This window comes from Propionivibrio soli (assembly GCF_025770765.1).
Classification (GTDB): Bacteria; Pseudomonadota; Gammaproteobacteria; order Burkholderiales; family Rhodocyclaceae; genus Propionivibrio; species Propionivibrio soli.
On record NZ_JANZKY010000011.1, the window covers coordinates 1 to 15,207 of the forward strand.

Genomic DNA, 15,207 nt, shown 5'->3' on the forward strand with positions numbered 1-15,207 from the left:
AAGGGCTTCGCGATGGGCCGCGTTTGATTGGAGATCAACATGCTTGAATGGATGGCGTGGACCACGCCGGTAGCGGTCTTCTTTTCCAGCATCGCCCTCATGCTCGTCGGTATGACGGTTTGGGAAAAGAAATCTCCCACCGCTCTGCGGAAAGGGTTTCTTCCAATCGAGACGACGCGCGGCGACCGCTTGTTCGTCGGCCTGTTATCTGCGGCCTACGTGAATCTCGCCTTCGTCGGCGTCAGCGGCAAGCTGGCTGCGCTGTTTGGAATGGAAACCGACCCCTCGATCTGGATCAGCTTCATTGCATCGATGATCCTGCTCGTCGTGATTATGCGAAAAGGTTAAGGAATGCAATAACAAGGTTCGGCCTGCTACCCCCTGGAGCCGAAACAACCTACAAACAGGGGTCTTAAACTTCTGAGGAGACTGATTGTGAAATTACGTTACTCCGTACTAGCAGTCGCTGTTGCATATGCAATGGTCGGGCACGCCTGGGCCGATGAAGCTGCCGCAAAGAAGTGGATCGACAATGAATTCCAGCCGTCAACGCTGAACAAGGACCAGCAGATGGCCGAAATGAAGTGGTTTATCGAAGCAGCCAAGAAGCTGCAAGCCAAAGGGGTAAAAGAGATCCAGGTTGTCTCCGAAACCATCACCACACACGAATATGAATCGAAGACCCTGGCCAAAGCGTTCACGGAAATCACCGGCATCAACGTCAAGCACGACCTGATCCAGGAAGGCGACGTCATCGAGAAACTGCAGACGTCGATGCAGTCGGGCAAGTCGATCTATGACGGATGGATCAGCGACTCCGACTTGATCGGGACCCATTACCGGTACGGCAAGATCATGAACCTGACGGACTACATGGCGGGCAAGGGCAAGGAATGGACGAACCCGGGGCTCGATGTGGAGGACTTCATCGGCCGCAGCTTCACCACCGCGCCCGACAAGAAGATGTACCAGTTGCCGGACCAGCAGTTCGCCAACCTCTACTGGTTCCGTGCCGACCTCTTCGCGCGTCAGGATCTGAAGGACAAGTTCAAGGCCAAATACGGCTATGAGCTGGGCGTTCCGCTCAACTGGAGCGCCTACGAAGACATCGCCGAATTCTTCACCAACGACGTGAAGACGATCGACGGCAAGCCGATCTACGGGCACATGGACTACGGCAAGAAGGACCCGTCGCTCGGCTGGCGCTTCACCGATGCGTGGCTGTCGATGGCCGGCACCGCCGACATCGGGATTCCGAACGGCAAGCCAATCGATGAGTGGGGCATCCGCACGACTCCGGATGGTTGCAACCCAGTGGGGGCTTCCGTCGCTCGTGGCGGCGCGACGAATTCGCCTGCAGCCGTCTATGCGCTCACCAAATACGTCGACTGGATGAAGAAGTACGCGCCGAAAGAAGCGACCGGCATGACCTTCGGTGAATCCGGGCCGGTACCGGCGCAAGGCCAGATCGCGCAGCAGATCTTCTGGTACACCGCCTTCACGGCGGACATGACCAAGAAGGGCCTGCCCGTCGTGAACGAGGATGGCACACCGAAGTGGCGCATGGCCCCTGGCCCGAACGGCCCGTACTGGAAACAAGGCATGCAGAACGGCTATCAGGACGTCGGTTCGTGGACCTTCTTCGACAAGCAGGATGAGAACCGGACGGCCGCCGCGTGGCTTTACGCCCAGTTCGTGACGTCGAAGACGACGTCGTTGAAGAAGACGATCGTTGGTCTGACGCCGATCCGCGAGTCCGACATTCAGTCTGCCGCAATGACGGAAATGGCGCCGAAGCTCGGCGGACTGGTCGAGTTCTATCGCAGCCCGGCGCGCGTGGCCTGGACACCGACGGGGACCAACGTGCCCGACTATCCTAAACTTGCGCAACTGTGGTGGAAGAACGTCGCCGTCGCGGTAACGGGCGAGAAGACGCCGCAGCAGGCGATGGACAACCTGGCCGAAGAAATGGATCAGGTGATGGCCCGACTCGAGCGCGCCGGGATGGCCCGCTGCGCCCCGAAGATGAATCCGAAGGGCGATCCTGCTAAGTATCTGAGTGACACGGCCGCCCCGTGGAAGAAGCTCGCGAACGAGAAGCCGAAGGGCGAGACCATCGCCTATGACGCGCTGCTCAACGCTTGGAAAGCCGGCAAGGTCCGTTAACTGCGCTTTGTAGTCATTGCAATCACGCCATCCCGAGCCTGCACGGTCGGGATGGCGGCACCAGAGATCATTTATTCCCTGCCGATCCTCGTTCAGGACGAGCACTTGGCCAACGGGCGGCGGCAGGGATTTGCATCAAACCAGAACGAGTCAGCCACTGCAGAGGTGAGGAGTTCGTCCTGCAGAGTGAAGCCAAGCACGAATTGATTTAAGACACTTTTCAAACAGACAAACTGAAAGGAAGCAGCATGAAAAAGATCATGATCTCCCCGTCGAGATACGTTCAGGGCGAAAACGAACTGTGCAATCTGGGCGAATACGTCAAGTCGTTCGGCAGCAAGGCTCTCCTGATTTCTTCGAAAGACGATCAGGGTCGCGTGCAGTCAATGCTGGATGAAGCACAGAAGCGTGTGAGCTTCGAACTCGTTTCCGGTGGTTTCAACCTCGAATGCAGTTGGGCGGAAGTCAATCGTCTGAAGGCCGTCGTCGATTCAAAAGGCGCGGATGTCATTATCGGCCTCGGCGGCGGCAAATCGCTCGATACGGCCAAGGCCTGCGCGCATCTCACCAAGAAACCCGTGATCATTGTTCCGACCATCGCCTCGACCGATGCGCCCTGCAGCGCGTTAGCCGTCATCTATACCGAAAAAGGCGAGTTCGAAGAATATTTCTTCTTCCCCAGCAACCCGAATCTGGTCCTCGTCGACACCGGCGTGATTGCCCGCGCTCCGGTTCGCTTCCTCGTGGCCGGCATGGGTGATGCGCTCTCAACATGGGTCGAAGCCCGCGCTTGCGCCAAGTCATTCGCACAAAACGCTTCGCACGGTCACAGCACGATGGCCGCCAATGCGATCGCCAAACTCTGCTACGAAACGCTGTTCGAGGATTCCTTGAAAGCCAAGGCGGCTTGCGAAGCCAATGTCGTCACGATGGCGCTTGAGAACATCGTCGAAGCCAACATCCTCCTCTCAGGTCTCGGTTTCGAGAGCTCCGGCCTGGCTGCCTGCCACTCAGTGCATAACGGCCTGACGGTTCTCGAGGAGACGCACCACTTCTTCCACGGAGAGAAGGTGGCCTTCGGCGTCATTGTTCAGCTGGTTCTGGAAAACGCGCCTCAGGAAGAACTCGAACGTACCATCAAGTACTGCCAGTCCGTCGGGTTGCCGACCTGCCTGGCCGATCTGGGCGTGAAGGAAGTAACGCCCGAGAAGGTGATGAAGGTGGCCGTTGGCGCAACGGCGGCCGGCGAGACGATTCATAACATGCCGTTCGCGGTCACGCCGGAAATGGTATGTGGCGCCATCTTCGCCGCAGACAAGCTGGGAGCTCACTAATGAAAAAGGTCCTCAACAAGGTTGAAGACCTTGTCATAGAGATGTGTGAAGGCATGATCAAGGCGCACCCGACGCAATTGGCTTTTGACAAGAAGTTCAAGATCATCAGCCGTGCCAAGGTTAACAAGCAGAAGGTGAGCCTGATCTCCGGCGGTGGTAGCGGCCACGAGCCGGCACACGGCGGTTTTGTCGGCACGGGTATGCTGGATGCGGCGGTGTGCGGCGACGTGTTTGCCTCCCCCTCGACCATTCAGGTCTACAACGCCATTCTGAAAACCCAGAGTGAAAAAGGCACCTTGCTGATCGTCAAGAACTACTCGGGCGATTGCATGAATTTTGACGCCGCTGCTGAAATGGCCGAAGAAGACGACGACATCAAGGTAGCCCGCGTTTACGTGAATGACGACGTAGCCGTCAAAGACAGCCTTTATACGGTGGGGCGTCGCGGGGTGGCCGGTACGATTTTCGTGCACAAGATCGCTGGCGCCGCCGCCGAACAGGGCATGTCGCTGGAGGAGGTGAAAGCGGTCGCGGAAAAAGTGATTGCCAACGTCCGCAGCCTCGGCTTCGCATTGACGTCCTGCACGGTCCCAGCCAAGGGCAGTCCGACCTTCTCGCTTGCCGAAGATGAAATCGAATTCGGGGTCGGCATCCACGGCGAACCCGGTATCGCGCGCGAGAAATTGCCGAGTGCCGCTGAGTTGGCAAAACGGATGGTTGACCAGATCGTCGACGACGTGCCGTTCAAAGCGGGAGAAGAAGTCGCCGTAATGATCAACGGTCTTGGCGCAACGCCGCTGCAAGAGTTGTACCTGCTGAACAACTCGGTGGCTGATTGCGTTGAGGCCAAGGGGCTGAAGATCTATCGCACCTTCGTTGGCAACTTCATGACGGCCATCGACATGGCGGGCGCTTCAATTACCGTGCTTCGTCTGGATGCGCAAACCAAGGCCCTGCTCGACGCCGCCGCCGACACGCCAGCACTCAAGATCTGAACGTTAGAGGAATGTATGGAAACCTTCACAAAAGACCAGGTAATCGGCACGATCGCTTCAATGTGCGACATCATCATTGAAAACGAAGTGCCTTTCTGTGAGCTGGACTCGGCCGCCGGCGACGGCGATTTCGGGATGTCTTTGGCGAAGGGCTTTAAAGTCGTCAAGGCGGAGTGGGCCAACCACAGCAGGGATGACATCGGAGCCTTCCTAAAAGACTGCGGCATGATCATCACTGAGCATTGCGGTGGGGCTTCAGGCCCGATCTGGGGTTCTGGATTCCGCGCCATGGGCAAGTATGCTCATGGCAAGGAAGCTCTGAATCTGGTTGAACTTGGCGAAATGGTACAAGCGGCGATCGATGCAGTTCAAAAGCGAGGGGGCGCGAAGTTGGGTGACAAGACCCTGCTGGATGCTCTGATCCCCGCAGTGGAATCGATCAAGGCGAGCGGCAGTGCCGCCGAAACGTTTGCTGTGGCGCTCCCCAAAAGTGCGGCGGCGGCCGTGGCCGGCGGCGAAAGCACCAAACTGATCGCGGCGACTAAAGGCCGGGCCAGTTATGTTGGCGATCGGAGCATCAGCTTCCCAGATGCAGGTGCCACGGCAATTGGCATCATCTTCAACCGTTTGCTGGCACGTTAATGAGGACAGCAATTCCGACCGTCAAGGCTAGCGCGCGCCTGTTCTGACGGTCGGATTGCCTTTTCGTCAAGGAGCGCTTTCCTGCGAGGGCGCGGATGCAGCGTCCTGTCGCCAAGTATTTTCTTGGAGCTGCCGCAGGGACCATAGCAGCGAAGCCATATTTACCGGCGCTTAGCCTATAGCGCCACGCGGTATCTGCCGATTTCCATCAGGATCGTGTTCGACCTGGCGCTCGGAAAATTTGAGTGCCCTTTTTTTCGCGCGATGCCGGTGCCCTTGTCAAATGCATCGGAGAGAAAGGCGTGGACATCCGCCGCATCCCCTTTTCACTTCCCCTGTGTCGTTGTCATGGCTATTGGAACAATACCTGCTGCCTAGGGGAGGAGTGGGTGTTTCCAATGAAAATTGCAATGTTCGCAAACGAACGTTATTGTGTGCTTCCTCACTTTGTCAATGGTTGCGCCAACGCGCGCCGAATATGGCTTGGCGGTATCGGTTAGAATCGCGCTCGCTCGATTCCAATCGTCGGCGAACGCGGCGCGATGAAACATTGCCGGTTGCAACGGGCCGCCAACAACGGGAGTGAAAATGAAGACACGGCTATCGCAGTTGAGCTTGAGCCAACGCCATCTCGATATTCTTGAGATGGCCAAGCAAAGCGGCTTTCTGTCGACCGAAGAATTGAGCAAGACGTTCAAGGTGACGGCGCAAACGATACGCCGCGATATCAATGAGCTCTGCGATAAGGGGCTTCTGCGGCGTTACCACGGTGGCGCGGGCTTGGCATCGAGCGTCGAGAACGTCGATTACCCGACTCGGCAGGTGCTCAACCATGAAGCGAAGATCCGTATCGCGCACATGGTCGCCGAGTACATTCCCGACAATGCTTCACTCTTCATCAATATCGGCACGACGACCGAGGAAGTGGCGAAAGCGCTGCGAGGCCATCGCAAACTGCGCATCATCACCAACAACCTGAACGTTGCCGCGTCCCTCTGCGACAACGAGGACTTCGAGGTGATCGTCGCTGGCGGCGTTGTCCGCCGCGATCGGGGGGTGATCGGGGAATCGACGATCGACTTCGTACGGCAGTTCAAAGTCGATTACGGCATCATCGGTATCTCGGGGGTGGACGGCGATGGAACCCTGCTCGATTTCGACTACCGCGAAGTTCGGGTGGCGCAAGCGATCATCGAAAACGCGCGTCAGGTCATCCTCGTCACGGACCACACGAAGTTCAGTTGCAATCCTATGGTTCGCCTCGGACACATTTCGGAGATCGATGTTTTGTTTACCGATCGCCAGCCGCCTGAAAGCATCATGGCCGAACTGCACAAGGCGAAGGTCGAGTTGCATGTCTCGGATCCTGTCGAGGAAGAGTCCGACGACTGACGGCTTGCTTCAACGGTCAAGCCGACGCGCGGGGTTGGCGTTTTTCCGCAAGTCAGATCAACTGCTTCGTCGGCATTCGCCGAGCGATTCTTGTTTTCCCGCATGGCGATGGAGCGCTCGCCTTCGCCTCTGGCGTATGCGTAATGCGGTCCCGGGGGATTGAAAAAGAACCCGCCGCCCCCACGTAGCAGTTCGTCTGCGCGGCCGGCAAAAGACGCGTGCCGGGCAAATCGAATTATCGACACAAATAAACCGACCTCTTACGGAGTATTTCAATGGGCGCCAACAAGGAAACCCTGGGCTTTCAGGCCGAAGTCAAACAGTTGCTCAACCTGATGATCCACTCGCTGTACAGCAACAAGGAAATCTTCCTGCGCGAGCTGATCTCGAACGCTTCCGACGCCTGCGACAAGCTGCGTTTCGAGGCGTTGAACAATGCGTCGCTCTACGGCGATGATCCCGACCTGAAGATCCGTCTTTCCTTCGACAAGACGGCACGCACGATCACCATTTCCGACAACGGCATCGGTCTCATCCGCGACGAAGCCGTCGAGCATCTGGGCACCATCGCCAAGTCGGGCACGCGCGAGTTCTTCTCGGCGTTGACCGGTGATCAGGCCAAGGACGCGCATCTGATCGGGCAGTTCGGGGTCGGCTTCTACTCGTCGTTCATCGTTGCCGACAAGGTCACGGTGATCTCCCGTCGTGCCGGCGTTGAGGCAGGCCAGGCGGTCAAGTGGGAGTCGGCGGGCGAGGGCGATTTCTCGGTCGAGATGGTCGAGAAGGCTGGGCGCGGCACCGACGTCATTCTGCACCTGCGCGAAGGCGAGGACGAATTTCTTTCCAGCTGGAAGCTGCGCCAGGTCGTGCGCAAGTACTCCGACCACATCACGCTGCCGATCCTGATGAAGAAGGAAAAGTGGGACGAGGAGAAGAAAGAACAGGTCGCCACCGACGAAGACGAAACGGTCAACCAGGCCTCCGCCTTGTGGGCGCGTCCGAAGTCGGAGATCTCCGACGAGCAGTACAAGGAGTTCTACAAGCACGTCGCGCACGACTTCGAGGACCCGCTGGCGTACGTGCATGCCAAGGTCGAAGGCAAGCAGGAATACACGCAGCTCCTGTACGTGCCCCAACGTGCGCCGTTCGACTTGTGGGACCGCAACGCCCGTCACGGCGTGAAGCTCTACGTGCGCCGCGTGTTCATCATGGACGACGCCGAGCAACTGATGCCGCTGTACATGCGCTTCGTGCGCGGGGTCGTCGATTCGAACGACCTGCCGCTCAACGTCTCGCGCGAGATTCTGCAGGAGTCGAAGGACATCGAGACGATCCGCGGCGGCTGCGTGAAAAAAGTGCTGTCGATGCTCGAAGGTCTCGCCGACAGCGAGGACGCGGCCGAGAAAGAGAAGTACGCCAAGTTCTGGACCGAGTTCGGCCGCGTGCTCAAGGAGGGCGTCGGCGAGGACTTCGCGAACAAGGACCGCATCGCCAAGCTGCTGCGTTTCGCCTCGACGCACACCGATACGCCCGAGGAAACCGTTTCTCTGGCCGATTACGTGTCGCGCATGAAGGAAGGGCAGGAGAAGATTTACTACGTGACGGCGGAGACATTCACGGCCGCGAAGAACAGCCCACACCTGGAAATCTTCCGCAAGAAGGGCCTCGAGGTGCTTTTGCTCTCCGACCGCGTCGACGAGTGGGTTACCGGTCACTTGACCGAATTCGACGGCAAGCAGCTGCAATCCGTGGCCAAGGGCGGGCTCGACCTCGGCAAACTGGAAGACGAAGCGGAGAAGAAAGAGGCTGAGCAGGCCGCCGACGAGTACAAGGAACTGATCGAGAAGATCAAGACCTCGCTCGGCGAGAAGGTCAAGGACGTACGCGTGACGCACCGTCTCACGGATTCGCCATCCTGTGTCGTCGCCGACGAGCACGACATGGGCGGCAATCTGGCGCGCATCCTCAAGGCGGCAGGGCAGAAGGCGCCCGAGATGAAGCCGATCCTCGAGATCAACCCGAAGCACCCGGCGGTGCAGCGACTGAAATACGAGGAAGCTCGTTTCGACGACTGGGCCAACCTGTTGCTCGAGCAGGCGACGCTCGCCGAGGGCGGCACGCTGGACGATCCGGCCGGCTTCGTGAGACGCATCAATGAACTGATGATGGCGCTGTCGAAGTAATGCGCCTTCCGCCCGTGGTGCTGCCGACCGTGCGCTGCTGGGGCAGCACGCGGTCTTCGGCGGATGTTCGCGCCATGGGCAGTTTCCTCGCTGGAACGGAAGCGGAGGCGGTTTGAACGGGGATTCGTGTCTCCTCGAAGGGCTGCCTCCAATCATCGACACCGAGGTGGAAACGTTGGTCCTCGGCAGCTTCCCTTCACCGGCGTCGCTCGCCGCGCAACACTACTACGCGCACCGGCAGAACCAGTTCTGGCGAGTGCTGGACGAAATCCTCGGCGAACCCCTTGTGGATATGGCCTACGCCGACAAGCAGCGCTGCCTGCTGTGCCATCACATCGGCGTCTGGGACGTATATCGCCAGTGTCTCCGCGAAGGCGCGCTCGATTCGGCGATCCAAGCGGCGGAGGCCAACGATTTCAGCCGGCTCCAGGCAGAGGCGCCGCGTCTGCGGCGCGTCGGATTCAACGGCAAAACGTCGGCCCGGTTCGAACGCTTCTTTACGGAGCGGGGCTATGAAACCCGTGTCCTGCCTTCGACGAGCCCCGCCTACACGCTCGCTTTTGCTCGCAAGGTCGAGCAATGGCGGACGCTACTCGCGCCCTGAACTAGCCGTCGCGCTGGTCGGCGTCGGTGACCGAAGGCGCTTCGGCACTCCTACTTTCCCGTCAACGTGTCGCGCAAGCACTGACGGTGCTCGGCGCCCGTCTTGTCCTTGCAGACTTCGCGCGCTTTGGCATGGCGAGCGCAAAGCATGGGGTCGGCCGCCTTGCCGCAGTCGCTTCCCGCTGGGCGGGTTTTCTCGCATTGCTTGAGCCCGGCGCCGGCCTTGGTCTGGCAGACATCGCGCGGTTTACGAGGCGTGCTCGGACGGGACTTGCATTGGGGAACGTTCTTGTCGACCTTGCAGTCGACTTTCGGTCGTTGCGTCGGCTCGGCGCTGCGCGCTGGAGCGGGCGGCGGCTCCGGTACCAACCCGGGGGCACCTGGAACGCCCGCCGGCCCTTGTTGCGCGGCGACCGGGAAGGCAGCGAGCGCCAAAGTCAGCGAGGCAACAACCAGCAACGTTTTCATCGAGTGATCCTTGTTCATTCGGTAAGCATTTTCGTCAGCAAGAGCAGTATTCCGGTCTGCGATCCGGCCTGCATATCTGTTGCCGATTGTAGCGTGCGCGGCCTGCATCCACCAAGGCCGAACTTCGCTTTCAGCGCCCCGCTTGGGAAGAAACGAGGCGCACGACGATGTTCGTAAGGACGTCGGGATCGGTCGGCTTGGCAACATGCTCGACCATACCGACGGCGAAACACTTTTCCCGCTCGTCGCCGAGAACGTGCGCGGTTTGGCCGATGATCGGCAGCCCGGGAGCGATTTGCAGGAGACGGCGCGTTGCCTCGTAACCGTCCATTTCCGGCATCTGCACGTCCATCAGCACCACGTCGTAGGCGTCCGGACCGTCGCGCATCACGAAATCAACCGCTTCGCGCCCGTTGCCCGCCATGGTGACGATCGCCCCGTCTTCGGTGAGGTTGTGTTCAAGCACCATCTGATTGATCGCGTCGTCCTCGACAACGAGGATGGAGACACCGCCGAGCGGATGCGTCGTCTGGAGCGGAGGAACGATCGGCGACTCGCGTTTCGGCAGGGTGCTTCCCGGCAAGGGTTCGATGTACGGCACACGGAACTCGAACACGCTGCCCGCACCCGGTGAGCTCTCGACACGGATGTCGCCGTCCATGAGTTCGAGCAGGCGCTTGCAGATCGCCAAGCCGAGCCCCGTACCACCGAACCGGCGGGTGGATGAGCCGTCGGCTTGTTGGAAAGGGTTGAAGAGGTGCTGCACCTGCTCCTGCTCCACGCCCATCCCCGTGTCGGCAACGCGGAAGACGAGGTCCGCCTCGTCGCGCAGGGCGGACAACGTCACGCTTCCCGTCTCGGTAAACTTCACGGCATTGGAAAGCAGATTGAGGAGAATCTGGCCAAGGCGCAACGGATCGCCTACGCATACGGCGGGCAAATCGTCCGCTTTTTCAACGTACAACTCGAGATGCTTGGCCTGGGCTCGGTCGTTGACCAGCGTCACCGCATGGTCGATGACTTCATCAAGCGTCATTTCGGTCTGCTCGATGCTCAGTTTGCCGGCTTCGATCTTGGAAAAATCGAGGATGTCGTTGACCACGCCGAGCAAGCGGCTTCCGGAAGTGAGGATCTTTTCAAAGGCGTTGCGCGCTTTTTCCGGGTCGTCACAACTGCGATAGCCGATCTGCGCGAAGCCGAGGACGCCGTTGAGCGGGGTCCGGATTTCATGGCTCATGTTGGCCAGGAACTCGCTCTTCACGCGCGCCAGATGCTCGGCGGCGATCAGCGCCTGCTCGCGCGCCTCGGCAGCGGCGTGTTGTTCGCTGATGTCGACAACGCTTACCACCGCGCCGGTATTGCGGCCATTCTGCACAATGGGGTGCATCGCGTACATGACAGGGATTGCGCGGCCGTCGCGATGCCAGTAAACCTGATTGTCGACGCGAATCTCGCGCCCGCTCAACAATGCTTCGTGACCGGGGCACTCATCGGCCGGATACGGCAGGCCATCATGGCGATTGTGGTGGAAGAGGGCGTGGGCGCTGAGACCGACCACTTCAGCCGCGCTATAACCCAGCATCCGGCAGGCGGCCGGGTTGATAAAGGTGATGCGGCCCTCGGTGTCCACGCCGTAAAGACCGTCGGCTGTCGATTCGAGCAGCAGGCTCGCCTTCGCTTCCGTCTCGACGAGTGCTGCCGAGCGCCGATGGACGAGCTCCTCGAGATGCCGCCGATGCTCGTCGAGCTCGGCCTCGATGCGCTTGCGGTCGGTAACGTCGCGCGCGCAACCTACCGTCCCGATAACCTTGCCTTCGGCGTCGAAGAAAGGCGACTTGTGGATTTCGAGGTAGACGAAGCGGCCTCTGACGTACCCCGATTCCTCGAAGACGGTCGGCGCACCCCGCTGCAGCGTGATTTCGTCGCTGTCGTCGAACTGGATGCCGAACGTGTGCCAGTTTGGGTCGTCAGGATGGCGTGCCACCTCGCGGTCGAAGAAGAAGGCGTTGGTCTTGCCGATCGGTTCGCGCACGTCGTTGGCATTCAGCAGTTGTTCGCACAGAGCCTTGTTGGCGAACAGGAAGCGCTTATCCAAACCCTTCGCCCAAATCATGTCGGGCACGTTGTCGCACATCAGACGCAACATGGTCGCGATCGTGCGCGACTGTTCCTCGGTCGCCCGCAGCGTTTCTTCCGTGCCCTTGCGGCCGGTGATGCTATGGCCGATGCCGAGGACGCCGATCAGATGGCCGTAGCGGTCGTACATCGGTGTCTTCGTCGTTTCGAGCAGTTCGCGGTGCCCGTCTTCTGCGAAGGTGACCCATTCCTCGTTGACGCTCGGCCCGACATTCCGGATTGCCGCTCGGTCATGTTCGCGGAAGGATTCGGCGAGCTCGCGATCGACGAAGTCAAAGTCGGTCTTGCCGACGATGTCCCGTTCAGGCGCACCGAAGAACCGCTCGAACCGGTTGTTGCAGGCCAGATAAACGCCATCTGCGTCCTTGAGCCAGACGAGATCCGGCAGAACGTGGATCAGCGCCTGGCGTTCGGAATGTGCATCGGAAAGCCGGCGGGCATGTTGCTCGTTACGTGCGCGCTCGTTCGCCAGCTCCGCCGAGACTTCAGTCAGCCGGGCTTCGAGTTGGCGCGCTCGCGTTTGGGCTACGGCGCAGTAGAGGGTCCCGGTCAACCGCTCGGCGACTGGCCACAAACTCTCAATCAATCGGCGCACTCCCTCACTCTGCACACCGCGAACGAGGAGCAGGCCGTTGTCGCCAAGCGGGATGACGGCAAGCGCCGCCGGCCCCGCAGCGCCATTCGGCGCGTCGGGCAGTCCTAAGCCGTCGGTCTCGGCAAACCAATGTGTGACGCCATCGCGGGTGCGCTGCCACAACGGGTGGGAGAAATCGATTTTGCTGGCGTGAGGTATACCTATGTCTGTGGCGGCGAGAAGCTCCAGCGAGCCAGCTTGCGCCACAGGTGAATCGTCTGATGATGCAGTGCCCGTGACCGTCGCGTACCAAATAGCCGCATCCAGCCCGCCATGTTGTGCGAGGGCGGTCAGGAACCGCGAAGCGACCGTACGAGTGTCGGCTCCAGGCACGACCGCCAGCGACAAGGTGTACAGCGCGGCAGTCTGATCATGCAAACTCATCTCGGCCATGGCGGAACGGCGGGTAATCGCAGAAAGAGGTACCGGCGCTAGTGAGGGTATGGGACGAGGCACGCCAAGTCGTACGCGGCGTGACGTACGCGGCCAGGCGGCCAAGAGCATGCTGCGCCTTGCCGATCCGTCGCAGCAAGGCAGACGGAAGCAGAGTGCGGAGAGTGCGGATGCCAGCCGAGAAACTTGGGTATTCCCGCCCGCCGGGCCTTGCCGGTAGGCGTTTCAGCGTACATAAAGGGAGACACGTATGAGTTCCCCTTGGTGCTACAAGATGAATGCATTCTATACGAGATGGCGGAGAGTGGCGGCTGGAAGCGGGAACCGAACGAACGGCTGGTATGCACAGAACGAGCGCCAGGAGCGAGATGAGGTCGCCGACCACTTTACACGTTCGGCATTGAGCCGGCGGCGGCTTGTCGGGTATAGTCCCCGGATCGTTTGCCTGGAAAGTAGTTATGTCCGAGAAGACGGCGAGTCCTACGAATACCGCGCCGGACCATCGCCTGACAGTAGCCGAGATTCTCGGCATGCTGGTCGCCGACGGCATCGTTGGCCAGCCGGAAGCCGATGCGCTGATCAGGGAATGTCGGCTCAAGCGCCTCTCCGCTCACCCGCTGACAATCATCGCCGATCAGAAATGGAAATCGCGTTTGCCGCCACATCGGCCGCTCGCGATCGACGAACTCGGCGAGTGGCTGGCCGCCAAACTTGGCCTTGAGTATTACCACATCGATCCGCTGAAGATCGACTTCACGGCGGTGACGGACATCATGTCAAGCGCGTATGCCACGCGCTTCGGGATCCTCGCCGTGCAGGTCACGGCACTCGAGATCGTCGTCGCGACGACTGAGCCTTTCTTGCGCGACTGGGAGAATGAACTCCAGCCGCTCGTCAAGAAGAATATTCGCCGCGTTATTGCCAATCCGGCCGACGTAGCGCGTTATCTCGTCGAGTTCTACAACCTGGCCCGCTCGGTGAAGAGGGCATCGCAACTCGGCGGACAAGCCGCCGGGTTATCGTCGTTCGAGCAACTCGTCGAACTGGGGCGCAGCAATCGCCAGTTCGACGCCAACGACCAGCACATCGTCAACATCGTCGATTGGCTATGGCAATACGCCTTCGAGCAACGGGCCAGCGATATCCACATCGAGCCGAGACGCGAACTCGGTATCGTCCGTTTCCGTATCGACGGCGTGTTGCATCAGGTGTACCAGATTCCGATGAGCGTGATGGCGGCAATGGTCAGCCGAATCAAGATCCTCGGCCGTATGGACCTCGTCGAAAAGCGGCGTCCTCAAGACGGCCGGATCAAGACGCGCACCGCCGACGGGCAGGAGGCCGAGTTGCGCTTGTCGACGCTGCCGACGGCCTTCGGCGAAAAGCTCGTGATGCGAATCTTCGATCCCGAAGTACTCGTGCGCAATTTTTCCGACCTCGGGTTTTCTGACGAGGATCAGGGCCGCTGGAAGACGATGGCCGAGAGCCCGCACGGCATCATCCTGGTAACGGGGCCGACCGGATCCGGGAAGACGACGACGCTCTATTCGACGCTGAAGCAACTCGCTACGCCCGCCGTCAACGTGTGCACTATCGAAGACCCGATCGAAATGATCGAGCCGGCGTTCAATCAGATGCAGGTGCAGCGCGCCATCGACCTCGATTTCTCCGAGGGCGTGCGGGCGCTGATGCGGCAGGACCCGGACATCATCATGGTCGGTGAGATCCGCGATCTCGCGACGGCCGAAATGGCGATCCAGGCGGCACTGACAGGGCACCTTGTACTATCGACCCTGCACACGAACGACGCGCCGGCAGCGATGACGCGCCTGGTTGACCTCGGGGTTCCGTCTTATCTGATCAGCGCCACGCTGCTTGGCGTGATGGCGCAGCGCCTCGTACGCGTGCTCTGCCCGAACTGCAAGAAGTCGGTACCGGCGACCCCCGAAGACGAGGCGCTATGGGACAGCCTCGTCGCCCCCTGGAAAGCGAATCGACCGAGTCATTTCCACCAGCCGGTGGGTTGTCTCGACTGCCGTATGACGGGTTATCGCGGCCGCATCGGCCTTTACGAAATTCTCACGCTGTCGCCGGACATCAAGCAGTTGATCAGCGACGGCGCTGACCTCGCCAAGATTCGTGATCTTGCCTATCGCGAAGGCATGAAGCCGTTGCGCATTTCCGGTGCCATGAAAGTCGCTACGGGCATCACTACGCTTACCGAGGTAATCGGCCGCGCCACCCTTTAGTCGGTATGGCGC

General features: G+C 60.0%; 11 protein-coding genes. 9 read left to right on the forward strand and 2 right to left on the reverse strand.

Going from position 1 to position 15,207, the window contains the following annotated elements; all coding sequences use genetic code 11:
- Window positions 1-39: 39 nt before the first annotated feature.
- The 8 genes from NZ453_RS13625 to NZ453_RS13660 all read left to right on the forward strand — a co-directional run bounded on the left by NZ453_RS13625 (window position 40) and on the right by NZ453_RS13660 (window position 9,316).
- Window positions 40-348 carry a DUF2160 domain-containing protein gene (locus NZ453_RS13625; protein ID WP_263771197.1) on the forward strand — a complete coding sequence of 103 codons (309 nt, stop codon included), beginning with the start codon at window positions 40-42 and terminating at the stop codon, window positions 346-348.
- Window positions 349-435: 87 nt separating this feature from the next.
- On the forward strand, window positions 436-2,166 hold the full coding sequence (locus tag NZ453_RS13630) for an ABC transporter substrate-binding protein (protein ID WP_263771199.1): 1,731 nt from the start codon (window positions 436-438) through the stop codon (window positions 2,164-2,166).
- Window positions 2,167-2,414: 248 nt separating this feature from the next.
- Window positions 2,415-3,500: a glycerol dehydrogenase gene (locus NZ453_RS13635; RefSeq protein WP_263771200.1), complete on the forward strand. Its 1,086-nt coding sequence runs from the start codon at window positions 2,415-2,417 to the stop codon at window positions 3,498-3,500.
- Entirely contained in the window at window positions 3,500-4,495 is a 996-nt protein-coding gene (gene dhaK / locus NZ453_RS13640) for a dihydroxyacetone kinase subunit DhaK (RefSeq protein ID WP_263771201.1), read from the forward strand. Before NZ453_RS13635 ends, dhaK begins: the two co-directional genes overlap by 1 nt.
- 15 nt (window positions 4,496-4,510) lie before the next feature.
- Window positions 4,511-5,137 (forward strand): dihydroxyacetone kinase subunit DhaL, encoded by a 627-nt coding sequence (gene dhaL / locus NZ453_RS13645; RefSeq protein WP_263771202.1) that lies wholly within the window; start codon window positions 4,511-4,513, stop codon window positions 5,135-5,137.
- 588 nt (window positions 5,138-5,725) lie between these two features.
- The gene (locus NZ453_RS13650) at window positions 5,726-6,529 is read left to right on the forward strand and encodes a DeoR/GlpR family DNA-binding transcription regulator (protein WP_263771203.1); all 804 of its coding nucleotides are present in this window, start codon (window positions 5,726-5,728) and stop codon (window positions 6,527-6,529) included.
- Window positions 6,530-6,804: 275 nt separating this feature from the next.
- Entirely contained in the window at window positions 6,805-8,712 is a 1,908-nt protein-coding gene (htpG, locus tag NZ453_RS13655) for a molecular chaperone HtpG (protein ID WP_263771205.1), read from the forward strand.
- A gap of 112 nt (window positions 8,713-8,824) precedes the next feature.
- The gene (locus NZ453_RS13660; RefSeq protein WP_263771207.1) at window positions 8,825-9,316 is read left to right on the forward strand and encodes a DNA-deoxyinosine glycosylase; all 492 of its coding nucleotides are present in this window, start codon (window positions 8,825-8,827) and stop codon (window positions 9,314-9,316) included.
- Between the two features lie 50 nt (window positions 9,317-9,366).
- Here NZ453_RS13660 and NZ453_RS13665 read toward each other — a convergent pair whose 3' ends face one another.
- Window positions 9,367-9,801: a hypothetical protein gene (locus tag NZ453_RS13665; RefSeq protein ID WP_263771208.1), complete on the reverse strand. Its 435-nt coding sequence runs from the start codon at window positions 9,799-9,801 to the stop codon at window positions 9,367-9,369.
- Window positions 9,802-9,913: 112 nt separating this feature from the next.
- Window positions 9,914-12,931, reverse strand: coding sequence for a PAS domain S-box protein (locus tag NZ453_RS13670; RefSeq protein ID WP_263771209.1), 3,018 nt, complete (start codon window positions 12,929-12,931; stop codon window positions 9,914-9,916).
- A gap of 473 nt (window positions 12,932-13,404) precedes the next feature.
- On the opposite strand from NZ453_RS13670, the gene tfpB reads away from it, so the two are divergent.
- The gene (gene tfpB / locus NZ453_RS13675; RefSeq protein WP_263771210.1) at window positions 13,405-15,195 is read left to right on the forward strand and encodes a type IV pilus assembly ATPase TfpB; all 1,791 of its coding nucleotides are present in this window, start codon (window positions 13,405-13,407) and stop codon (window positions 15,193-15,195) included.
- The last annotated feature ends 12 nt before the right edge of the window (window positions 15,196-15,207 follow it).